This window comes from Nocardioides sp. NPDC092400 (assembly GCF_040684155.1).
Lineage (GTDB): Bacteria > Actinomycetota > Actinomycetes > Propionibacteriales > Nocardioidaceae > Nocardioides.
Genome location: NZ_JBFBFJ010000002.1, coordinates 198,124 through 218,322, shown reverse-complemented (window position 1 = coordinate 218,322; position 20,199 = coordinate 198,124). Strand labels below are relative to the sequence as shown.

Genomic DNA, 20,199 nt, shown 5'->3' with positions numbered 1-20,199 from the left:
ACACGGTCAGGACCGCGCGATTGAACGATCGGTGCGGCCGCGACCCCGGTCCGACCCGCGACCCGGGCACGCCGGGGCGGTGCGGATCGGCGACGATGACGCCCATGCCCGAGCTGCGTGCCGATGTCGTCGTCGTGGGTGCCGGTCTCGCCGGCCTGGTGGCCGCCGCGGAGGCGGCGGACGCGGGCCGCAGCGTGCTGCTGGTCGACCAGGAGGGCGAGCAGAACCTCGGCGGGCAGGCGTTCTGGAGCCTCGGCGGGCTGTTCCTGGTCGACAGCCCCGAGCAACGGCGGATGGGCGTCAAGGACAGCCTCGAGCTGGCGCGGCAGGACTGGTTCGGCAGCGCGCAGTTCGACCGGCCCGAGGACCGCTGGCCCCGGGCGTGGGCCGAGGCCTACCTGCACTTCGCCGCCGGGGAGAAGCGCTCCTGGCTGCGCGGGATGGGCCACCGGATCTTCCCGGTCGTCGGCTGGGCCGAGCGCGGTGACGGCACGGCCACGGGTCACGGCAACTCGGTCCCCCGCTTCCACATCACCTGGGGCACCGGCCCGGGCGTCGTGGAGCCGTTCGAGCGCCGGGTCCGCGAGCACGTCGCCTCCGGCCGGGTGCGGCTGGCCTGCCGCCACCGGGTCGACGAGCTGCTCGTCGAGGGCGGCGTCGCCGTCGGCGTGCGCGGCGGCGTGCTGGAGCCCACCGACGTCGAGCGCGGCCGGCCGAGCAGCCGCACGGTGGTCGGCGAGTTCGAGGCGCGGGGGTCGGCCGTCGTCGTCACCAGCGGCGGCATCGGCGGTGACCACGAGCTGGTGCGGCGCAACTGGCCGGCCCCGCTGGGCACCCCGCCGAAGCGGATGGTCGCCGGCGTCCCGGCGCACGTCGACGGCCGGATGCTCCGGATCACCCAGGACGCCGGCGCCACCGTCGTCAACCCCGACCGGATGTGGCACTACGTCGAGGGCCTGCGCAACTGGGACCCGATCTGGGACAACCACGGCATCCGGATCCTCCCCGGCCCCTCCTCCCTGTGGCTCGACGCCGAGGGCAACCGCCTCCCGGCGCCGTTCTTCCCGGGGTTCGACACCCTCGGCACGCTCCAGCACCTGCGCGCGACCGGTCACGACTACTCCTGGTTCGTGCTGACCCAGCGGATCATCGAGAAGGAGTTCGCGCTCTCCGGCTCCGAGCAGAACCCCGACCTCACCGGGAAGGACGTCAGGCTGCTCCTCTCCCGGGTCAAGAAGGGCGCGGCCGGGCCGGTCGAGGCGTTCAAGCAGCACGGCGAGGACTTCGTCGTCGCCGACACCCTCGAGGAGCTCGTCGCCGGCATGGACCGGGTCGCCGATGAGGGCGTCGCGCCGATCGACGTCGAGCGCCTGCGCACGCTCATCGAGGCCCGCGACCGCGAGATGGACAACGACTACAGCAAGGACGCCCAGGTCACCGCGATCCGCGGCGCCCGACGGTTCCTCGGCGACAAGCTGATCCGGGTCGCGAGCCCCCACAAGCTGCTCGACCCCGCCGCTGGCCCGCTGATCGCCGTGCGCCTCAACATCCTGTCCCGCAAGACCCTCGGCGGGCTGGAGACCGACCTGGAGGGCCGCTGCCTGCGCGCCGACGGCACCCCCTTCCCCGGCCTGTACGCCGCGGGCGAGGTCGCCGGCTTCGGCGGCGGCGGGATGATGGGCTACAACGCGCTCGAGGGGACGTTCCTCGGCGGCTGCCTGTTCTCCGGCCGGGTCGCGGGCCGCGCCGCGGCGGCAGCCGTCTAGGCCGGCCGGTCGGGTTCCCCGGCGGGCAGCCTCTGCCCGCGGGCGAGGTCGACCAGGTCCGCGATGGAGTCGACGACCCGGGTCGGGCGGTAGGGAAAGGTCTCGACCTGCTCCCGGCGGGTCGACCCGGTCGTCACGAGCACCGTCCGGATGCCCGCCTCGAGACCGCTGATGATGTCGGTGTCCATCCGGTCGCCGATCATCACCGCCGACTCCGAGTGCGCGTCGAGCCGGTTGAGCGCCGAGCGCATCATCAGCGGGTTCGGCTTGCCGATGAAGTACGGCGTCCGCCCGGTCGCGGTGCTGATCAGCGCGGCGACCGACCCGGTCGCGGGCAGCTTGCCCTGCTGGCTCGGCCCGCTCGGGTCGGGGTTGGTGGCGATGAACCGCGCCCCGTCGTCGATCAGCCGGATCGCCCGGGTGATCGCCTCGAAGGAGTAGGTCCGGGTCTCCCCGAGCACGACGTAGTCGGGGTCGCGGTCGGTCAGCACGTAGCCGATGTCGTGCAGCGCGGTCGTCAGCCCGGCCTCCCCGACGACGTAGGCGCGCCCCTCCGGCCGCTGGTCGGCGAGGAACTGCGCGGTCGCCAGCGCCGAGGTCCAGATGGACTCCTCCGGCACGTCGATCCCGCTGGCCAGCAGCCGCGAGCGCAGGTCGCGCGGGGTGAAGATCGAGTTGTTGGTGAGGACCAGGAACTTCCTCCCCGACTCCTTCAGCGCCTCCAGGAACTCCGCGGCGCCGGGGATCGGGTCCTCCTCGTGGACCAGCACCCCGTCCATGTCGGTCAGCCAGTACTCGATCGGGCGGTCCTCGCTCATGGCCCGAGTCTGGCAGCAGCCGGCGTCGCCGCCGCTACTCCGCGAGCGCCGCCCGCACGACCTCGCGCACCTCGGCCGGCGGCAGGCCCGCCGCCCGGGCCGCCCGCACCGCGGCCAGGAGGGCCTCGACCTCCGGTGGCGGGCCGTCCTGGTCGGGGCCGAGCGCGTGCTCGCGGACCAGCCGGGCGACCTCCTCGGGCGCCTCGGCCGGCGCCAGGTGCGCGACGCCGTCGAGCTCCGCGAACCGCCCGTCCGGCACGCCCTCGGCCAGCGCCCGCAGCAGCCCGGGCGGCGTGGGCACGTCGTGGGAGCCCGCCACCGCGAGCACCGGCACCGTGGCCTCGCCGAGCCGGTCGCGGACGTCGAAGGCGGCGAGCGCACCGCACACCGCGGCGTACGCCTCGTCGTCGGCGGCGGTGAGCGACCGGAGCAGCGCGGCCGCGCTCTCGGCCTCCCGCTCGACGAACCCCGGCCCGAACCACCGCTCCGTGGAGGCCTCGACCAGGGCCTCGGTGCCGCGCTCGCGCACGGTCCCGGCCCGCTCGGCCCACGACTCGGGGGTGCCGATCCGCGCGCCGGTGCACAGCAGCGTCGCCGATTCCACGCGGGCCGGCGCGTCGAGCAGCAGCTGCAGCCCGACCGCACCGCCGACGGAGTCGCCGGCGTAGTGGAAGCTCGGCGCGTGCAGGCCCTGGGCCATGGTGTCGACCAGCGCGAGCACCCCGGCGGCGAGGTCGGGGACCGTCAGCGGCTCCTCCGCGGTCGACGGTACGGCGGCGTTCGTGCCGTGGCCGGGCAGGTCCCAGGCCACGACCTGGAAGTCGCGCGCGAGGTGGCGGGCGCAGTCGCGCCACAGCGCGGTCGCCGAGGTGCCCAGCGAGGGCCCCAGCACGAGGAGGGGGAGGTCGGGGCGGCCGCCGAGGCGGACGGCGGTCAGCGAGGCGGTCACGCCGACCAGTCTCGCGTGCCGGCTCGCGACGCCCCGCAACGACGCGGCAGGGGCCCGCGACCAGCGGTCGCAGGCCCCTGCCGAGGTGTTCCGGCCGCCGTCAGAGGACGAGCAGCGCCAGCACGACAGCAGCGATGATCAGGGCGATGATGGCGATGGTGCGGGTGTTCATGTCGTCACCTTTCTCGGGGGTGATGGGACTGTGCCCGGCGACGCCCGCCACAAACGGCCAGGTCAGTGCTGGTCTGCTCCAGTGCCGGCGACGGGGCCCGCCTGGACGACCAGGGCCAGCACCTGCCCCATCAGGTCGTCGGGCACCGAGCCGGGCTCGACCAGCCGCTCGATCGCCAGCCCGTTGGACAGCGCCATCAGCAGCGTCGCCATCGAGGTCGCCGGCAGCGGGAGCTCGGCGCCCGCCTGCTCGGCGTGGGCGGCGACGGCCCCCGCCACCGCGGCGTGCAGCTCGCGACGGCGCTGCACGAAGGCCCCCTCGGTCCGGCCGCTGCGCACGGTCCGCTGCCACAGCTCCAGGAAGAGCAGGTGCCAGTCGTGCTGCTCGTCGGTCGCGGCGGTCAACCGGTCGCCGAGCGCGCGCGCCCGCTCGGCCAGCGTGGCGCCGGGGTCGTTCTCCACCGCGGCCAGGCCGAGGTCGAGGTACGCCGAGACGCGGTCGTCGACGAGGGCGGCGACCAGCCCCTCCTTGCTGCCGAAGTTGCTGTAGACCGCGCCCTTGGTGAACCCGGCCGCGGCCGCCACGTCGTCCAGGCTCGCGCCGTCGATGCCCTGGCGGGCGAAGGTCCGGGCGGCCGCGTCGAGCAGCGCGCGCCGCACCTCCTCGCGGGCGGGGCGCCTGCGCGCCTCGGCCGGCGCGGGCGGGACCGTTGACATGGCGGGGACGATACCGGAAGGTATCGGATACCGGCCGGTATCCAACCGACCCCGCTCCCGACGCCCAGGAGGGCCCGTGCTGCTCCGGACCGCGACCCACCCGCTCGTGCCGAGAGCCGATGCCCTGCGCTCGGCCGCGCGCCCCGCGGTCCGCTGGGGCCTGGGTCACGCCCTGCCCAAGACCGTCATGCGAGCGGCCGCTCGCCGCGGCGACCTGCATGCCCGGCTCATCGTCACCAGCAGCACCAGCAGCGACGTGCCGGTCGACCTCTTCGACGAGATCCGGGCCAGCGGACCGCTGCACCGGTCGCGGTACGCCTACGTGACCGCCACCCTCCCGGTGGTGCGCGAGGTGCTGGCCAACCCCGACGTGCGCGCGGGCGTGGACCTCGGTACCGGCGCGGGGCCGCTGGGGCGGATCGGGCGCTGGGCGCACGAGACCACGCCGATGGGCCCGCTGACGCCACCCTCGCTGCTGGTCACCGAGCCGCCGGACCACACCCGGATGCGCAAGCTGGTCACCCGGGTGTTCTCGGTCAAGGCCGTGCAGCGGCTGCGCGAGCGGACCGAGCAGATCGCCGACAAGCTCCTCGGCGACCTCGCCCGGCAGTCCGCGGGCGGCCGGCCGGTCGACCTGGTCGAGGCCTACTGCGCCCTGCTGCCGGTCACGGTGATCGCCGAGATCCTCGGCGTCCCGGACTCCGAGCGGCACACGGTGCTCGAGTTCGGCACCGCGGCCGCCCCGAGCCTCGACCTCGGCCTCTCGTGGCGCCGCTTCCGCACCGTCGAGGGCGCCCTGTCCTCCTTCGAGGCCTGGCTGGTCGACCACATCGAGAGCAAGCGGCGCCGGCCGGGCGACGACCTGCTCAGCCAGATGGTCGCGGCCCGGGACGACGACGGCGTCGCGCTGACCGACAAGGAGCTGGTCGCGACCGCCGGGCTGGTGCTGGCCGCCGGGTTCGAGACGACGGTCAACCTGCTCTCCAACGGCATCGCGCTGCTCCACGAGCACCCCGAGCAGCTCGCCGCGCTGCGCACCGACCCCGGCCTGTGGTCGAACGCCGTGGAGGAGGTGCTCCGGCTCGACCCGCCCGTCCTCCTCACCGGCCGCACCGTCGTGCGCGACACCGAGGTCGCCGGCGTCCCCGTCCCCCGCGGGGCGGTGGTGACCACGCTGCTCGCCGGGGCCAACCGCGACCCCGACGTCTTCGCCGACCCGCACCGCTTCGACGTCAGCCGGGAGAACGCAGCCGACCACGTGTCGTTCTCTGCCGGCCGGCACTTCTGCCTCGGCGCCGCGCTGGCCCGGATGGAAGGTCAGGTCGGCCTGCAGCGGATCGTCGAGCGGTACCCCGACCTGCGCCTCGAGCCCGGCGCCGCCAGGCGCGACACCCGCATCCTGCGGGGGTACCAGGTACTGCCCGCGCGGCTGGGCTGACGCTCCGGGAGCGGCGCGGCGCGGTCCCGCGACGGGCGGCCGTGCACCCCGGCGGCGACGTGCGTCACCGCCGTGACCGTTCGGCGACGGCGCACCTGCGGTGTGTGGGATCGTTCGGGACAACCGACCTTCTGGAGGTCCTGCACGTGTCCCAGCCCGACCCTGGGGAGCGCGGCGCCGTGCTCCCCCGTCGGGGAGGCGCGTCGGGCCCCGCCGACCCGCCGGTCACCGCCGACCAGGCGCGGCTCGTCGCCCGCCTGCTCGACGGCCTCGACCAGGTGCCCGACGCAGCCTGGCGGGTGGCGGTCGACGCGGCCGGGGTCGGGGCGTTCGACTGGGACCTGGTCGACGGCCGGCTCCGGTGGGACGACCGGCTGCTGGAGCTCTTCGGGCTCGACCACCGCACCTTCGCCGGCACCATCGAGGCGTTCAGCGCGTGCGTCCACCCCGAGGACCGCGACCGGGTCTCGGCCGCGCTGGCACGGGCGGTCGACGAGTGCGGCGAGTACGAGGCGGAGTACCGCGTCGTCCTCCCGACCGGCGAGGAGCGCTGGATCACCGCCCGCGGCCGGGCGCTGCCCGGCCCCGACGGCAGCGCCGTGCGACTGCTCGGCGCCGCCCACGACTCGACCTCGGTGCGCGGCGAGGAGTCCCGGGTCGCCCGCGTCCTGGAGTCGATGCCGACGGCGTTCTACCAGCTCGACCGGCAGTGGCGGTTCAGCTACCTCAACGCCGAGGCCGAGCGGCTCCTCGGCCGGCGGCGCGAGGAGCTGGTGGGCGGCTCGGTGTGGGAGCTCTTCCCGGCCACCGTCGGTACGGCGTTCGAGGAGCACTACCGCCGGGCGGTCCGCTCCGGCGAGCCGGTCGCCTTCGAGGCCTACTACCCCGCGCCCCTCGACGGGTGGTACGAGATCCGCGGCTGGCCCTCCCCCGACGGGCTCGCCGTCTACTTCGTCGACGTGAGCGCGCGCCGCCGGGCGCAGTCCGACGTCGACCGGGCCACCGCCCGCGCCGGCCTGGTCGCCAGCGTCACCGAGGCGCTGACCGACACCCTCGACATCACCGAGGCGGTCCGGCGGCTGCCGCGCCTGGTCACGCCGGTGATGGCCGACTGGTGCATCATCACGCTCCTGCGCGAGCCGGCGCCCAGCAGCGCGCGGACCCGTCGCGGCGTGACCGTCGAGGGCGCGCCCGAGGTCGACGTCGACCCCGGGTGGCGCGAGAACCTGCGCGACGCCGGCTACTGGCACCACGACCCCGCGCTGCGGCGAGCGGTCGACGACTACGCCACCACCCGGCTCACCGCGCTCGCCGACAGCGCGCCGCTCGCCCGCGCGGTCGCCGAGCAGCGCCCCGTGCTGCACCGGACCGACGCCACCGAGGCCCTGCTCGCCGCGCTCGCGCCCGGCCCGGCGTACGACGCGATCCAGGTGCTCCGGCCGAGGTCGGGCGCCTTCGTGCCGCTGCGGGCGCGCGGGCACGTCGTCGGCCTGCTGTCGGCGTTCCGCGGCCCCGAGCGGGGCGCGTTCGGCGAGGACGACGTCACCGTGCTGACCGACATCGGCAACCGGGCGGGCATCGCCATCGACAACGCCCGGATGTTCGGGCGGCAGCGCGAGCTCGCCGAGACCCTCCAGCGCAGCATGCTCACCGAGCCGCCGCAGCCCGACGACCTCCAGGTGGCGGTCAGATACGCCCCGGCGGCGCACTCCGCGCAGGTCGGCGGCGACTGGTACGACGCGTTCGTGCAGGACGACGGCGCGATGGTCGTGGTGATCGGCGACGTCGTCGGCCACGACGTCGACGCCGCGGCGGCGATGGGCCAGCTGCGCAGCCTGCTGCGCGGGATCGCCGCGCACACCGGCGACGGCCCGGCCGTGGTGCTCGCCGGCGTCGACCGGGTCGTCGACGCGCTCGCCGTCGACACGATGGCGACCGCCCTGGTCGCCCGGTTCGAGGAGATCCCGGAGGACCGCCGCGCCGGGGTCACCCGGCTGCGCTGGTCGAACGCCGGCCACCTCGACCCCGTCGTCGTCGCCCCCGACGGCACCGTGTCCGTGCTCGCCCCCTCCGAGCGGCACACGCTGATCGGCGTGGTGCCGGACCAGCAGCGCACCGACGACGTGGTGGCCCTGCCGCGCGGCAGCACCGTGCTCTTCTACACCGACGGGCTCGTCGAGCGGCGCGGCGAGGCGCTGGACCGGGGCATCGACCGGCTGGTGCGGGAGCTGACCGGGCTCGTCGCCGACGGGCTCCCCCTCGACGAGGTCTGCGACGGGCTGCTGGAGCGCCTCGTGCCGGGGGGCGCCGAGGACGACGTCGCGCTGCTCGCCGTCCACCTGGGCCCGAGGACGGACCCCGCGACCGGCCCGAGCGGGGCCTGAGGAGCCAGCCGGGTCCGCTGTGAGCCAGGTCTCACTCAACGGGCGAGCCGACGCTCCTCCTCCCCGGCGCGGGCCACGATGACCCGGCCGGCACGGGTCCGGCGTGCACGGGACCGACGGAGGGGACGAGTGCCCAGGATCGCGGAGGGCCGCCCGCCGGCCGCCCCGGTGTCGCTCGAGCAGCGGGCACGGCGCGACCGGATCGTGCGCGCGGCCACCACGATCGGCGCCCGGCTGCCGATCGACCGGGTGCAGATGCACGACGTGGCCAAGGCATCCGGCGTCGCGATCGCGACCCTCTACCGCTACTTCCCCTCCAAGACGCACCTGTTCGCCGCCGTGATGGCCGACCAGGTCGCCCGGCTCGACGCGGAGTACGTCGGGCCGTCGCTGGACCGGGACCCGGCCGACGAGCTCAGCGAGCTCCTCATCCGCGTCGGGCGCCGGATGCTCGAGCACCCGGTGCTGACCACCTCGATCATGCAGTCGAACAACGCCCTGACCGCGACCCCGCTGGGCCGGGAGGTCGCCGGGGTCTCGCACGGGGTCATGCTGCGCGCGCTCCGGGCGGCGCACGACCCCGAGCCGATCCACCTGCGGCTCGTGCGGCTGGTCGAGCAGAACTGGTACGGCGTGCTCATCTCCATCCTCAACGGCCACACCACCCAGGAGGAGGGCGAGGAGGACCTGCGGCTCGCCGTCCGCCTCCTGCTGACGCCGCTGCCGCGCTGACCTCCGGGAGAGGTTCAGGCGCGCGCCGCGGCCCGTCCCGCCCGGCGCCCGAAGAAGGTCCCGTCGCCCAGCGAGGTGCCCGAGATGTAGCCCTCGCCGTGGATCCCGCTGCTGGCGCGCCCCGCGGCGTACAGGCCGGGCACCGGCGGGCCCGCCACCGAGCGGACCTCGCCGTCGACGGTGGTGCTCAGCCCGCCGAGGGTGAACCCCTGGAACCCCGTGCCGCCGCCGGCGGCGCTGCCCTCGGCGAAGAAGCCCAGCCGCGGGTCGACCACCGCCCACGGACCTTTCAGCGGGCGCAGCCAGCGGGCCGCCTTGTGGTGGAGCGGGTCCTCCCCGACCGCCGCGTGCGCGTTGTACGTCGCCACCGTCCGCTCCAGGGAGCCGGCCGGCAGGCCGAGCTCCTCCTCGAGCTCGGCCAGCGTCTCGGCGGCGTACGTCGGCCGGACGCCCATCAGGTCGGCCTCGGGCACCGACTCCAGGCCCTGCTCGTCCAGCAGCACCCAGCACGGGCCGGGCTGGTGGAGGGCGGCGTGGCTGAACAGGCCGGGGTAGACGTCCTCGTTGACGAACCGCTGGCCGAGGCCGTTGACCAGCATGCCGCGGCAGACCATCGCCGGCACCGCGGTGTACGCCGCCTCCACGAAGCCCATCCTCCGGGTGGCGGCGCCGAGCGCGGCCGCCATCTTGATCCCCGAGCCGTCGTCGAGGCCGTCGCTGACCTTGCCGTGGCCCAGCAGCACCGGCGCGTGGTCGGCCAGCATCCCCTCGTCGTCGACGAAGCCGCCCGTGGTGAGCACCACCCCGCGCCGGGCCCGGTAGGTGACCTGCTCGCCGAAGCGCCGGGCCACCACCCCGACGACCCGGCCGTCGGGGTCCACCACCAGCGACCGTGCGCGGGTGTCGGTGTGGGTGACCACCCCACGCTCCGCGCAGGTGCGGAGCAGCGCGCCCATCAGCGTGTGCCCGGCCCAGCCCTTCGTGGCCGGGCGGTGTCCGCGGGGCACCGGACGGGCCAGCTCGTCGTAGGGCCAGGCGTTCTCGCCCAGCCACATCAGCCCGTCCTGGGTGAAGGGCATCCACGTGGGGGCGTCGTGCAGCGACTCGTTGAAGGTGACGCCGCAGGAGCGGAACCACTCGAAGTGCTCGACGGAGCCGTCGCAGTAGAGCCGGAGCTTCCCCTCGTCCGCGTGCGGCCCGAGCGCCGCGCGGAGGAAGGCGAACATGTTGTCGGCGTCGTCGGCGAACCCGCACGCCTGCTGCACCGCGGTGCCACCACCGAGGTAGAGCTCACCGCCGGACTGCGCCGACGAGCCGCCCGGCCCGCTCGCGCGCTCCAGCGCGATCACCGAGGCGCCCGCCTGGGCCGCCTCCATCGCCGCCGCGGCACCCGCGCACCCCAGGCCCACCACCAGCACGTCGACCTCGTGGTCGAACGTGGGCACCCGGTCCAGCGGGACCGGCGCCACGTCGAGGAGCGCGGCGCCTGCCGGGGCGGTCTCGGTCACGGGGAGCTCCTTGCACGCGGGGACGGTCCGCGCGAACGTCGCACGGGACGCCCGCGCTCCCCCGGCGAGCTTCCGGTGACCGGGAGGCCCGGTCAGCCGGCGTCGGCCGTGCGGCAGACCTGGCAGACGCCGAACAGCTCGAGGGTGTGGTCGACGTCGGCGAAGCCGTGCTCCTCGGCGACCTTGCTGGCCCAGCGCTCGACCGCCGGGCCGGAGACCTCCACGGTCCGGCCGCACCGCCGGCACACGAGGTGGTGGTGGTGGGCCGGGCTGCACAGCCGGTAGACCGCCTCGTTCCCGTCGGCCTTGACCGTGTCCAGCTCGCCCGCGTCCACCATCGCCTGGAGGGCGCGGTAGATCGTCGCCAGCCCGACCGGCTCGCCCTGCTCGCGGAGCGCGTGGTGGAGGTCCTGCGCGCTGCGGAACCCCTCGCTGGCCGCCAGCTCCGCCACGAGCGCGCGGCGCTGCCGGGTGCTCCGCGGCCCCGGCGACGCGGCGTCGTGGGCGGGCGTCGTCCGGGAGCTGTTCGTGGGGGCCACGCCGTCACGATACCGACGCGACCGGCCGGCCTCCGGGGCCCGAGCACCGCCGCCGGGACTCACCAGCTGGACTTCGTGACCCCGGGGAGCTCGCCGCGGTGGGCCATCGCCCGGAAGGTGATCCGTGACAGCCCGAACCTCCGGAGGTGGCCGCGGGGCCTCCCGTCGACCTGGTCGCGGTTGCGCAGACGCACCGGCGAGCCGTCGCGCGGCAGGCGCGAGAGGCCGCGCACGGCGGACGCGTGCTCGATCGAGCCCGGCTCGGCGGTGCGGATCACCTGCTTGAGGGCGGCCCGGCGCTCGGCGTACCGCTCGACCACGCGCTCGCGTCGCCGCTGCGCGGCGATCTTGCTGGTCTTGGCCATCTCAGCGCTCCTCCTTGAAGTCCACGTGGCGGCGGACGCGCGGGTCGTACTTGCGCAGCACCAGCCGGTCCGGGTCGTTGCGACGGTTCTTGCGCGTCACGTAGGCGTGGCCGGTGCCGGCGGTCGAGCGCAGCCTCACGATCGGCCGGAGGTCGTTGCCGCGGCGAGCCATCAGATCCGCCCGTCGCGCCGGAGGACCTCGGCGACGACGGCGTCGATGCCGCGCACGTCGATGACCTTGATGCCGCGCGCGCTCACCCGGAGGGTCTCCGAGCGCCCGAGCGAGGGCACCCAGTACCGCTTGCGCTGCACGTTGACGTCGAAGCGGCGGTTGGTGCGCCGGTGCGAGTGGGAGACGTGGTGGCCGAACCCGGGCGTGCGCCCGGTGACCTGGCACGTGCGTGACATGGCTCCTCCTGACGGGTACGATAATGAGAACGATTCTCATTCTACACAGGAGGACCCATGCGAGAGGGCATCCACCCGGCGTACGGGCCGGTGGCGTTCCGCGACCGCTCCACCGGGGACGTGGTGGTGACGAGGTCGACCCTCGTCGGCACCCGGACCCTGGACCGGACCGTCGAGGTCGACGGCGTGACCTACCCGGTCGTCGACGTCGACGTCACGAGCCACAGCCACCCGTTCTGGACCGGCCGCGCGCGCGAGCTGGACAGCGAGGGCCGCGTCGAGCGGTTCCGCCGGCGGTACGGAGCCGGCTCGTGAGGGTGCCCGTCGTGGTCCTCACCGGGGTCGACCGCGACGCCGTGGCCGCCACCGCGGTGGGCCTGCAGTTCGACCTGCCCGGAGCGGTGTCGGTGCGGCACGAGATCGACGTCGAGCGCAGCGTGCTGCGCCGCGTCGTCAGCGACGTGCACGGGCTGGTGGAGGAGGACGAGACCGGCCTCGAGCACGCGTGCGTCAGCTGCGCCCTGCGCGAGGACGTGCTCCCCACCCTGGAGCGGGTGGCCCGCTCCGGGCGCTGGTCGACGATCGTGGCGCACCTGCCGGTCGGCGCCGAGGCCGACCAGCTGTGCCACGTCGTGGCCGTCGACAGCCGGCTCGCCCGGCACCTGCGGATCGCGAGCGTCGTGACCGCTCTCGCGGGACCGACCGTGGTGGACGACCTGCTCGGCGACGACCTGCTGGCCGAGCGCGGTGCCCACACGGGGCCCGACGACCGCCGCGGGGTCGGCGAGGTGGGCTGCGCCATGGTCGAGCGGGCCGACGTGGCCGTCACGTACGGCGACACCGACCCGGTCGCGCTCGCGCTCCTGCGCGCCCTCGCGCGGCCGGGGGCCGAAGTGGTCGCCGGGACCGAGCACCTGGACGCGGCACGCGCGACCGGTCGCCTGCACGACCACGAGCGCACCCTCGCCTGGACCGGTCCGGCCCTCGACGGGCCGGTCCCACCGCTCGCCGGCGCCGACGCGGCGCTCGCCTGGCGCCTCGACCTGGCCTCGCCGCACCCGTTCCACCCCGACCGGCTGCTCGACCACCTCGAGGCGCTGGCCGGCGACGGCCACCGCTCGCGCGGCGTGTTCTGGCTGCCCACCCGGCCGGGCCGGGCGCTCGTGTGGGACGGCTCCGGGGGCCAGCTGAGCGTGGGCGACGCCCACGCGTGGGCCTCGCAGCCACCGCACACCCGGCTGGTCGCCACCGGGATCGGGCCCGCGCCGGCCGAGCTGCGCCGGGTCTTCGACGCGACCCTGCTCGGGCCCGACGAGGCGTCGGCCACCCGCTGGACGGTGGGCGAGGACGGGTTCGAGCCCTGGCTGGGCCCGGTCCGCGACGTCGCCTAGCCCGCACCGACACCCGAGAGCGTCACCGACCAGGAGGTCACGACCATGGCCGTACCGAAGCGACGGACGTCGCGCAGCAACACCCGCCACCGCCGCTCGCAGTGGAAGGCCGCCCCGCCCGACCTGGTGACCGTCACCGTCGACGGCGAGCGCCACCGGGTCCCCCGCAGGCTCGTGGCCGCAGTCCACCGCGGCCTCGTCGGCCCCGGCACCGGACAGCCCAGGAGGGAGGGACGATGAAGGTACGCAACTCGCTGCGCTCGCTGAAGAAGCAACCCGGAGCACAGGTCGTGCGCCGCCGCGGGCGCACGTTCGTGATCAACAAGCGCAACCCGCGCCTGAAGGCACGTCAGGGCTGAGCGGGCCCGGAGGGCACGGACGCGGCGCGGGCCCGACCCCGGGAGGGGGTCGGGCCCGCGTCGTCCGCTTCCCCAGCCGCGCCTCGGCCGCCTCCTCAGCCGCGCCACCGCAGGACGAGCCCGGCGCGGAGCCAGGCCGCGACCGTGCGAGCGCACCGACCCGCATCGGCGACGGCGAGGTCGGTCGGCCGCCCGGTCGGCCGGAGCCCGGCCGGGCCGCCGGCGCAGCGCTGGACCCTCACCCTCGTGGTCGGGTCGGGCAGCGGCGCGGGGTCGCACGGCCCGCCGAGGCACGGCGTACGCACCAGCACCGCCCCGGGCGCTCCACGCACGACGGGACGGAGCTCGGCGAGCACGGACTCGGTCCCCGAGGAGCAGCCCGGCCCGCCGCAGACGGCGACGAGGGTCACCGGTCGCTCGCCGTCCGGGTTCCGCCCGCTGCTCACGGACGACGCCCGCCGTGCGCGAGCGACGGGTCCCGGCCGACCACGCGGCCCGCCTCCAGGCGGAGCACGCGGTCCGCGGCGCGGACGCTCTCCTCGTCGTGGGTCACGCAGGCGACGGCCGCGCCACGCTCGTGGGCCTCGTCCCGCAGGATGCGGCGGGTGGTCTCCCGGCTGGCCGCGTCCAGGCCGGCCGCCGGCTCGTCGAGCAGCAGGACGTCGGCGTCCTGGACGATGCCCTGCGCCAGCAGCGCCCGTTGCCGCTGACCACCGGACAGGGTGGCCAGCGGCCGGTCCTCGAGGCCGACGAGGTCGACCCGCGCGATCGCGTCCTCGACCGCGCGGCGGGCCGCCGCTCGGGGACGTCGCCTCGCCCACGTGCCCATCGTGACGACGTCGCGGACGGTCACCGGCAGGCTGTCCGGCACCGCCGGCCGCTGGACGACGAGGGCAACCCGCCCCGTGCGGGACACGTGGCCCCGACGGGGTGCGCGGACGCCGGCGAGCAGCTCGACGAGCGTCGACTTCCCCGCGCCGTTCGGGCCGCAGACCGCGGTCACCGCTCCGCTCGGGAGCACCACCGACACGTCGTGCAGGACGTCGACGTCCGCGTGGGCGTAGCACAGTCCGGTGGCGACCACGGGGTGGCTCGGCGCGTCCATGGCCTCATCCTGACTAATTGGTAATGATTCTCAAAATCATCTAGCGTCCTGGCCGTGCCACTCCTCGAGGACCCCTTCAGCACCGACTTCATGCAGCGCGCCCTGCTGGGCGGCTCGCTGGTCGCGGTCATCTGCGGCGCGGTCGGCACGTGGGTCGTCATCCGCGGGATGGCCTTCCTCGGGGAGGCCATCGGGCACGGGATGCTCCCCGGCGTCGCGGTCGCGACGCTGGTCGGCGCCCCCGTGCTCGTGGGCGGCGCGGCGAGCGCCGTGGTGATGAGCGCGACCATCGGCGCGCTGCACCGGCGCGGGCGGCTGTCGTACGACACCGCGATCGGCCTGCTGTTCGTCGGCATGCTGTCGCTCGGCGTCATCATCGTCTCCCACTCGGGCAGCTTCGCCACGGACGCGACCGTCATGCTCTTCGGCGACGTCCTGGCCCTGCGCGACGGCGACCTCGCCCTGCTCGCGCTGGCGGCCGTCGCGACCCTCGTGGTGACGGCGGTCTTCCACCGCGCCTTCGTGGCGGCCGCCTTCGACCCGCGGGTGGCCCGGACGCTCGGCCTCCGACCGGGGCTCGCCCAGGCGGTGCTCGTGGGCCTGGTGACCGTCGCCGTCGTCGCGTCGTACCAGGCCGTCGGCTCGCTGCTCGTCGTCGGCCTGCTGCTCGCGCCGGCCGTGGCGGCCGGCCAGTGGACGACCCGCATCCCCACCACGATGGCGCTCGCCGCGCTCGTCGGCGTGCTGGCCGTCCTCACCGGCCTGCTCGTCAGCTGGCACGCCGGGACGGCCGCCGGGTCCTCGATCGCCTACACCGCCGTCGTCCTCGCCGCACTGTCCGCCGTCGTCCGCCGGCTGACCCCCGGGCCCCGGCGACCCGCCCCCGCGCACTGAGCCCGCGGCCGTCGACCCCGCGACCAGCGTGTCCCACCACCCCGGAACCAGACAGGAACCCATGACCCACCGGACCCTGACCGCCGCGCTCGGAGCAGTCCTCCTGCTCGGCACGTCCTGCTCCAGCGACACCTCCGAGGCACGGCCCGCCGAGCGACCCTCGTCCTCCGCCACCGGCTCCGGCGGGGACGGGCACGGCGCCGTCGACGGCGCACAGGAGGTGGCCGAGCCCCAGCTGCACCTGACGACCGTCGACGCGACGGGCCGGGTCGGGATGCTCGACCTCCTCACCGAGGAGACCTCCACCGTCGGCACCGTCGGGGAGCCGTCCGCGGTCGCCTCGGACGGCCGGTACGTCTTCGCCACCACCGCCTCCGGCGTCGAGGTCGTCGACAGCGGCGTGTGGACCTGGAACCACGGCGACCACCACCACTACTACCGCGCGGAGCCGCGGGTCCTCGGCACCGTCCCCGGCCGCGGGGAGGCCACGGTCTCGACCGGGCCGCTCTCCACCGCGGGCGGCACCGGCCTCTTCCTCGCCGGCTCCGGCGAGGCGGTCCTGCTCGACAACGAGGCCCTCGCCGACGGCGAGCTGCGCGAGACCTTCCGGGTGTCGACGCGTCCGCACGACGGGCTGGTCGCGCCGTTCGCGGACGGCGCCGTGGTCACCGTCCCCGACGCCTCCGGCACGGCCACCGACGTCGAGCTGCTCGACGCGGACGGCACCCCGGTGCCGGGCACGCGCACCTCCTGCCCCGACGCCAGCGGCACCATCACCACCTCGGTCGGCCTCGTGGTCGGGTGCGCCGACGGCGCGCTGCTGTGGACCGAGGACGGCGAGCGGCCCGCGGTCGAGCGGATCCCCTATCCCCGCGGCTCCCAGGCCCCGCCGGCCACCGGCTTCGACGCCCGCAAGAGCCGACCGACCGTGGCCGCCCTGGCGGGGACGGACGGCTTCTGGCTCCTCGACACGCGCGAGCGCACCTGGCGGCTGCACGAGGTCGACGTACCGCTCCTGCGGGTCTCGGCCAGCGACGACGCCGAGGGCCACGTGGTCGCGCTCGACCGGAGCGGCCGGGTGCGCGTGTACGCCGCCGGCACCGGGAAGCAGCTCGCCGTGACCGCTCCGCTCGTGGCCGGCAGCGTGCGGCGCCCCCGGGCCGCGGCACGGGTGGAGCTGGTCGTCGACCAGGAGCGCGCGTACCTCAGCTCGCCGGAGGAGGGCGTCGTCCACGAGATCGACTACGCCGACTCCGCCCGGGTCGCGCGGCGCCTGCGCACGAACGTCGCGCCCACCTTCCTCGCGGAGACGGGCCGATGACGCGGCGCACCCGCGCCAGCGCCCTCGCCGCGGCGCTCGCGGCCACGGTCCTCGCGCTCTCCTCCTGCACCGCCGACGACGGCCCGGACCGGCCCGAGGTCGTCGTGACCACGAACATCCTCGGCGACCTGGTCCGCAACGTCGTCGGCGAGGAGGCCGAGGTCACGGTGCTGATGCGCCCGAACGCCGACCCCCACTCCTTCGAGATCTCCGCCCGTGAGGCGGCCTCGATGGCCGAGGCGGACCTGGTGGTCTCCAACGGGCTCGGGCTGGAGGAGGGCCTGCAGCAGCACCTCGACCGCGCGGCCGGGTCCGGGGCGGAGATGTTCGTCGCCGGTGAGCACGTCGACGTCCTCGACTACTCCGCCGCCGAGGGCGGCGCGCCCGACCCGCACTTCTGGACCGACCCGGCCCAGGTGGTCGAGGTCGTCGACGCGCTGGCCGAAGCGCTCGCCGGTGTCGACGGGCTCGACACCGGCGTGCTCGAGCAGCGGGCGGCCGACTACCGCGGCCAGCTCGAGCGGCTCGACCAGGAGATGACGACGGCGTTCGCGGCGATCCCCGAGGAGCGGCGCAGCCTGGTGACCAACCACCACGTCTTCGGCTACCTCGCGGAGCGCTTCGGGTTCCGCGTCGTCGGTGCCGTCATCCCCGGCGGCACCACCCTCGCCTCGCCCAGCGCCGCCGACCTCGACGATCTGGCCACCGCGATCGAGGAGGCCGAGGTCCCCGCGATCTTCGCCGAGTCCTCACAGCCCGACCGGCTCGTCCAGGTCCTCGCCGACGAGGTCGGCCTCGACGTCCGGGTCGTCCCGCTCTTCACCGAGTCCCTGACCGGGCCCGGCGAGGGAGCCGAGACCTACCTCGACATGCAGCGCGCCAACACCGCACGCATCACCACCGGGCTCTCGTCCTGAGCGCCCCGACCGGAAGGAACACCATGCACCGACGCCCCACCCGAGGACTGCGCGGCACCGCCGCGCTGGCGGTCCTCACCTTCGCCCTCGCCGCCTGCGGCGGGGCCGAGGAGGAGTCCGCGACGTCCGAGGACGCCCCCGAGACCACCGCGGCCGCGGCCACCACGCAGCCGCGCCTCGCGGTCACCTACGAGGACGGGGTCGCCGTGCTCGACGGCGAGACCCTGGAGGTCCTCGAGGAGTTCGAGACCGAGGAGTTCACCCGCGTCAACGCCGTCGGCGACGGCCACCACGTGCTGCTCACCACCAGCGAGGGGTTCCAGGTCATCGACACCCAGGCGCCCGAGCTGACCGACGCCGTCTTCGCCGCCGAGGCCGCGGGCCACGTCGTACGGCACGGCGAGCACACCATCCTCTTCGCCGACGGCACCGGCGAGACGACGATCTTCGAGACCGACGCGCTCCTCGCCGGCGAGGGCGAGCTGCCCGAGACCACCGGCTTCCGGGCGCCCGAGGCGCACCACGGCGTCTCGATCGTCCTCGAGGGCGGCACCCTGCTCACGACGATCGGCGACGAGGAGACCCGCTCCGGCGCGATGGCGCTGGAGCCGGACGGCGAGGACTGGACCGAGACCGCCCGCAACGAGGAGTGCCCCGGCGTGCACGGCGAGGGCACCGCGGCCGGCGAGGCCGTCGTCTTCGGCTGCGAGGACGGCGCGCTGCTCTACCGCGACGGGGCCTTCGAGAAGCTCCAGGCCCCCGACGAGTTCGGCCGGATGGGCAACGCCTACGTCTCCGAGACCAGCCCGCTGGTCGTCGGCGACTACAAGACCGACCCGGACGCCGAGGGCTACGAGCTGACCCAGGTCGCGCTGATCGACACCGAGCAGGGCACCCTCGAGACGGTCGACCTGCCCAAGGGCGTCGCCTACACCTGGCGCGGCGTCGTCCGCGGCCCGGACGACCTGGCGTACCTCCTCGGCACCGACGGCGCGATCCACGTCCTGGACCCCGCCACCGGCGAGATCACCGACGACTACCCCGTCATCGACCCGTGGGAGGGCCCGGCCGACTGGCAGGACCCGCACCCGGCGCTGACCGTCGACGGAGACACCGTGTACGTCGCGGACCCGGCCACCAACCAGGTCCACGCCGTCGACCTCACCACCGGCGAGACCACCGCCTCGGTCGAGCTCGACCACGAGCCGAACGAGATGGCCGCCAACCTCGGGTGACGACCCGGGGGTCCGGGCGGTCCCCGCCCGGACCCCCCGACGCGCGACGAGCACTCCGGGCGCCGGTGCGATAACGTTCTCATGTGCGTGAGCCCGGACGGAACCCGACGATCCGCGACGTCGCTCGTGTCGCCGGGGTCTCGGTCGCGACCGCCAGCCGGGCCCTCGGCAACTACGGCCGTGTCAGTGACGAGACGCGCGCCCGGGTGCAGGCCGCCACCGAGGAGATCGGCTACCGTCCCAACAGCGTCGCCCGCAGCATGATCACCCGCCGGACCAACACCATCGGCGTCGTCTGCGCCGACATCTCCAGCCCGTTCTTCGCCGGTGTCGTCCGAGGCGTCACCGACGAGGCCAAGAAGGCCGGCTTCGACATCCTCCTCGTCAACACCGACGAGGACGTCGCCACCGAGCGCGAGGCGATCGCCCTGCTCATGGACAAGCGGGTGGACGGGATGGTGGTCTCCGCCGCGGACGTCTGCGAGGTCGCCCACCTGGCGACGGCGCAGGAACGCGGCACTCCCGTCGTCCTGATCGACCGGATCAGCTCGATGCTGAGCGCCGACGTGGTGACGGTCGACGACGTCCGCGCCACCGAGCTCGCGGTCTCCCACCTGCTCGAGCTGGGGCACCGCCGGATCGGCATCCTGGCCGAGCTCCGCATCGAGCGCGAGGCGGACTGGCAGACGTTGCTCGGCCCTGGTCTCGACCGGGACCGAGGCGAGCTCAACGCCAGCGCCGCCCGGCTCCTCGGCTACCTCCGCGCGCACCGGGCGGCCGGCGTGCCGGTCGACCCGACCCTGGTCTGCCGGACCGGGACGTACGAGGTGGACGGCGCGGTGGAGTGCGCTCGCCAGCTGCTCTCCCGCTCCGACCGCCCCAGCGCGCTGGTCACCATCGACAACGTGATGACGGTCGGCGGGTTCCGCGCGGTCCGCGAGCTCGACCTCGACCTGCCGGGCGACCTGTCCTTCGTGGGCTTCGACAACCTGGACTGGACGACGCTCGTCCGCCCCGCTCTCACGCTGGTCGAGCAACCGGTCCACGAGATCGGGGCCCGCGCCGCCCAGCGCCTGCTGGAGCGGATCGCGGGCGACGACCAGGAGCCGCGCCGGATCCTGCTGCCCACGTCGTTCCTGGTCCGCGGGTCGACGGCCCCCGCGGCGCCCGCCGCTCCCTGAC

24 protein-coding genes are annotated in these 20,199 nt (G+C 75.2%); 13 read left to right on the top strand and 11 right to left on the bottom strand.

What is annotated here, in order from left to right:
- Nucleotides 1-104 precede the first annotated feature (104 nt).
- A complete protein-coding gene (locus tag AB0N29_RS08600) occupies nucleotides 105-1,766 on the top strand; it encodes an FAD-binding dehydrogenase (protein WP_364865822.1) in 1,662 nt (553 codons plus the stop codon).
- Here the strand turns inward: AB0N29_RS08600 and AB0N29_RS08595 are convergent.
- From AB0N29_RS08595 to AB0N29_RS08580, 4 genes are all read right to left on the bottom strand, one after another.
- Nucleotides 1,763-2,584, bottom strand: coding sequence for an HAD-IIA family hydrolase (locus AB0N29_RS08595; protein ID WP_302269042.1), 822 nt, complete (start codon nucleotides 2,582-2,584; stop codon nucleotides 1,763-1,765). The two genes, AB0N29_RS08600 and AB0N29_RS08595, sit on opposite strands and share 4 nt — an antisense overlap.
- A gap of 34 nt (nucleotides 2,585-2,618) precedes the next feature.
- Nucleotides 2,619-3,533, bottom strand: coding sequence for an alpha/beta fold hydrolase (locus AB0N29_RS08590; protein ID WP_364865820.1), 915 nt, complete (start codon nucleotides 3,531-3,533; stop codon nucleotides 2,619-2,621).
- Between the two features lie 100 nt (nucleotides 3,534-3,633).
- The gene (locus AB0N29_RS08585) at nucleotides 3,634-3,756 is read right to left on the bottom strand and encodes a hypothetical protein (RefSeq protein WP_364865818.1); all 123 of its coding nucleotides are present in this window, start codon (nucleotides 3,754-3,756) and stop codon (nucleotides 3,634-3,636) included.
- An 11-nt stretch (nucleotides 3,757-3,767) separates the two neighbouring features.
- Nucleotides 3,768-4,421 carry a TetR/AcrR family transcriptional regulator gene (locus tag AB0N29_RS08580; protein ID WP_364865816.1) on the bottom strand — a complete coding sequence of 218 codons (654 nt, stop codon included), beginning with the start codon at nucleotides 4,419-4,421 and terminating at the stop codon, nucleotides 3,768-3,770.
- A gap of 76 nt (nucleotides 4,422-4,497) precedes the next feature.
- Here AB0N29_RS08580 and AB0N29_RS08575 point away from each other — a divergent pair, with 76 nt between their 5' ends.
- From AB0N29_RS08575 to AB0N29_RS08565, 3 genes are all read left to right on the top strand, one after another.
- Nucleotides 4,498-5,859, top strand: a complete 1,362-nt coding sequence (locus tag AB0N29_RS08575; protein WP_364865814.1) for a cytochrome P450 — start codon at nucleotides 4,498-4,500, stop codon at nucleotides 5,857-5,859.
- Nucleotides 5,860-6,005: 146 nt separating this feature from the next.
- A complete protein-coding gene (locus AB0N29_RS08570; protein WP_364865812.1) occupies nucleotides 6,006-8,243 on the top strand; it encodes a SpoIIE family protein phosphatase in 2,238 nt (745 codons plus the stop codon).
- A gap of 129 nt (nucleotides 8,244-8,372) precedes the next feature.
- The gene (locus AB0N29_RS08565; RefSeq protein WP_364865810.1) at nucleotides 8,373-8,975 is read left to right on the top strand and encodes a TetR family transcriptional regulator; all 603 of its coding nucleotides are present in this window, start codon (nucleotides 8,373-8,375) and stop codon (nucleotides 8,973-8,975) included.
- Between the two features lie 14 nt (nucleotides 8,976-8,989).
- Here the strand turns inward: AB0N29_RS08565 and AB0N29_RS08560 are convergent, their stop codons facing one another.
- From AB0N29_RS08560 to rpmB, 5 genes are all read right to left on the bottom strand, one after another.
- On the bottom strand, nucleotides 8,990-10,483 hold the full coding sequence (locus tag AB0N29_RS08560; protein ID WP_364865808.1) for an FAD-dependent oxidoreductase: 1,494 nt from the start codon (nucleotides 10,481-10,483) through the stop codon (nucleotides 8,990-8,992).
- A gap of 92 nt (nucleotides 10,484-10,575) precedes the next feature.
- Nucleotides 10,576-11,022, bottom strand: a complete 447-nt coding sequence (locus AB0N29_RS08555) for a Fur family transcriptional regulator (RefSeq protein ID WP_364865806.1) — start codon at nucleotides 11,020-11,022, stop codon at nucleotides 10,576-10,578.
- A gap of 59 nt (nucleotides 11,023-11,081) precedes the next feature.
- Nucleotides 11,082-11,387, bottom strand: coding sequence for a 30S ribosomal protein S14 (gene rpsN, locus AB0N29_RS08550; RefSeq protein ID WP_302269032.1), 306 nt, complete (start codon nucleotides 11,385-11,387; stop codon nucleotides 11,082-11,084).
- 1 nt (nucleotide 11,388) lies between these two features.
- Nucleotides 11,389-11,559 (bottom strand): 50S ribosomal protein L33, encoded by a 171-nt coding sequence (gene rpmG, locus AB0N29_RS08545; RefSeq protein ID WP_364865803.1) that lies wholly within the window; start codon nucleotides 11,557-11,559, stop codon nucleotides 11,389-11,391.
- Nucleotides 11,559-11,795 carry a 50S ribosomal protein L28 gene (gene rpmB, locus AB0N29_RS08540; RefSeq protein WP_364865801.1) on the bottom strand — a complete coding sequence of 79 codons (237 nt, stop codon included), beginning with the start codon at nucleotides 11,793-11,795 and terminating at the stop codon, nucleotides 11,559-11,561. Before rpmB ends, rpmG begins: the two co-directional genes overlap by 1 nt.
- A gap of 57 nt (nucleotides 11,796-11,852) precedes the next feature.
- On the opposite strand from rpmB, the gene AB0N29_RS08535 reads away from it, so the two are divergent.
- The 4 genes from AB0N29_RS08535 to ykgO are packed head-to-tail and all read left to right on the top strand — an operon-like array spanning nucleotide 11,853 to nucleotide 13,545.
- On the top strand, nucleotides 11,853-12,110 hold the full coding sequence (locus AB0N29_RS08535; RefSeq protein ID WP_364865798.1) for a type B 50S ribosomal protein L31: 258 nt from the start codon (nucleotides 11,853-11,855) through the stop codon (nucleotides 12,108-12,110).
- Nucleotides 12,107-13,186 (top strand): GTP-binding protein, encoded by a 1,080-nt coding sequence (locus tag AB0N29_RS08530; protein WP_364865796.1) that lies wholly within the window; start codon nucleotides 12,107-12,109, stop codon nucleotides 13,184-13,186. Before AB0N29_RS08535 ends, AB0N29_RS08530 begins: the two co-directional genes overlap by 4 nt.
- Nucleotides 13,187-13,231: 45 nt before the next feature.
- Nucleotides 13,232-13,426: a 50S ribosomal protein L32 gene (rpmF, locus tag AB0N29_RS08525; protein WP_364865794.1), complete on the top strand. Its 195-nt coding sequence runs from the start codon at nucleotides 13,232-13,234 to the stop codon at nucleotides 13,424-13,426.
- The gene (gene ykgO / locus AB0N29_RS08520; protein ID WP_302269025.1) at nucleotides 13,423-13,545 is read left to right on the top strand and encodes a type B 50S ribosomal protein L36; all 123 of its coding nucleotides are present in this window, start codon (nucleotides 13,423-13,425) and stop codon (nucleotides 13,543-13,545) included. Before rpmF ends, ykgO begins: the two co-directional genes overlap by 4 nt.
- A 95-nt stretch (nucleotides 13,546-13,640) precedes the next feature.
- Here the strand turns inward: ykgO and AB0N29_RS08515 are convergent, their stop codons facing one another.
- Nucleotides 13,641-13,991 carry a hypothetical protein gene (locus AB0N29_RS08515; protein ID WP_364865790.1) on the bottom strand — a complete coding sequence of 117 codons (351 nt, stop codon included), beginning with the start codon at nucleotides 13,989-13,991 and terminating at the stop codon, nucleotides 13,641-13,643.
- The gene (gene aztA / locus AB0N29_RS08510; protein ID WP_364865788.1) at nucleotides 13,988-14,650 is read right to left on the bottom strand and encodes a zinc ABC transporter ATP-binding protein AztA; all 663 of its coding nucleotides are present in this window, start codon (nucleotides 14,648-14,650) and stop codon (nucleotides 13,988-13,990) included. Before aztA ends, AB0N29_RS08515 begins: the two co-directional genes overlap by 4 nt.
- A gap of 54 nt (nucleotides 14,651-14,704) precedes the next feature.
- Between aztA and aztB the strand changes: the two genes are divergently transcribed.
- The 5 genes from aztB (at nucleotide 14,705) to AB0N29_RS08485 (ending at nucleotide 20,198) form a co-directional block, all read left to right on the top strand.
- Complete coding sequence (gene aztB / locus AB0N29_RS08505; RefSeq protein ID WP_364865786.1) at nucleotides 14,705-15,544, top strand: zinc ABC transporter permease AztB; 840 nt, start codon at nucleotides 14,705-14,707, stop codon at nucleotides 15,542-15,544.
- 61 nt (nucleotides 15,545-15,605) lie between these two features.
- The gene (locus tag AB0N29_RS08500) at nucleotides 15,606-16,865 is read left to right on the top strand and encodes an ABC transporter (protein WP_364865784.1); all 1,260 of its coding nucleotides are present in this window, start codon (nucleotides 15,606-15,608) and stop codon (nucleotides 16,863-16,865) included.
- Nucleotides 16,862-17,782, top strand: coding sequence for a zinc ABC transporter substrate-binding protein AztC (gene aztC, locus AB0N29_RS08495; protein ID WP_364865782.1), 921 nt, complete (start codon nucleotides 16,862-16,864; stop codon nucleotides 17,780-17,782). The genes AB0N29_RS08500 and aztC overlap by 4 nt, the downstream gene beginning before the upstream one ends.
- 23 nt (nucleotides 17,783-17,805) lie before the next feature.
- Nucleotides 17,806-19,017 carry a zinc metallochaperone AztD gene (gene aztD, locus AB0N29_RS08490; RefSeq protein ID WP_364865779.1) on the top strand — a complete coding sequence of 404 codons (1,212 nt, stop codon included), beginning with the start codon at nucleotides 17,806-17,808 and terminating at the stop codon, nucleotides 19,015-19,017.
- 83 nt (nucleotides 19,018-19,100) lie between these two features.
- Nucleotides 19,101-20,198, top strand: a complete 1,098-nt coding sequence (locus AB0N29_RS08485; RefSeq protein ID WP_364865777.1) for a LacI family DNA-binding transcriptional regulator — start codon at nucleotides 19,101-19,103, stop codon at nucleotides 20,196-20,198.
- Nucleotide 20,199: the final 1 nt, after the last annotated feature.

What these genes read in the sequence shown, in the direction of transcription:
- rpmG (WP_364865803.1), bottom strand. Translation starts at nt 11,559, where the DNA reads ATGGCTCGCCGCGGCAACGACCTCCGGCCGATCGTGAGGCTGCGCTCG.
- ykgO (WP_302269025.1), top strand. Translation starts at nt 13,423, where the DNA reads ATGAAGGTACGCAACTCGCTGCGCTCGCTGAAGAAGCAACCCGGAGCA.
- aztA (WP_364865788.1), bottom strand. Translation starts at nt 14,650, where the DNA reads ATGGACGCGCCGAGCCACCCCGTGGTCGCCACCGGACTGTGCTACGCC.
- rpmB (WP_364865801.1), bottom strand. Translation starts at nt 11,795, where the DNA reads ATGTCACGCACGTGCCAGGTCACCGGGCGCACGCCCGGGTTCGGCCAC.
- rpmF (WP_364865794.1), top strand. Translation starts at nt 13,232, where the DNA reads ATGGCCGTACCGAAGCGACGGACGTCGCGCAGCAACACCCGCCACCGC.
- aztD (WP_364865779.1), top strand. Translation starts at nt 17,806, where the DNA reads ATGCACCGACGCCCCACCCGAGGACTGCGCGGCACCGCCGCGCTGGCG.
- AB0N29_RS08580 (WP_364865816.1), bottom strand. Translation starts at nt 4,421, where the DNA reads ATGTCAACGGTCCCGCCCGCGCCGGCCGAGGCGCGCAGGCGCCCCGCC.
- AB0N29_RS08600 (WP_364865822.1), top strand. Translation starts at nt 105, where the DNA reads ATGCCCGAGCTGCGTGCCGATGTCGTCGTCGTGGGTGCCGGTCTCGCC.
- aztC (WP_364865782.1), top strand. Translation starts at nt 16,862, where the DNA reads ATGACGCGGCGCACCCGCGCCAGCGCCCTCGCCGCGGCGCTCGCGGCC.
- AB0N29_RS08500 (WP_364865784.1), top strand. Translation starts at nt 15,606, where the DNA reads ATGACCCACCGGACCCTGACCGCCGCGCTCGGAGCAGTCCTCCTGCTC.
- AB0N29_RS08535 (WP_364865798.1), top strand. Translation starts at nt 11,853, where the DNA reads ATGCGAGAGGGCATCCACCCGGCGTACGGGCCGGTGGCGTTCCGCGAC.
- rpsN (WP_302269032.1), bottom strand. Translation starts at nt 11,387, where the DNA reads ATGGCCAAGACCAGCAAGATCGCCGCGCAGCGGCGACGCGAGCGCGTG.
- AB0N29_RS08595 (WP_302269042.1), bottom strand. Translation starts at nt 2,584, where the DNA reads ATGAGCGAGGACCGCCCGATCGAGTACTGGCTGACCGACATGGACGGG.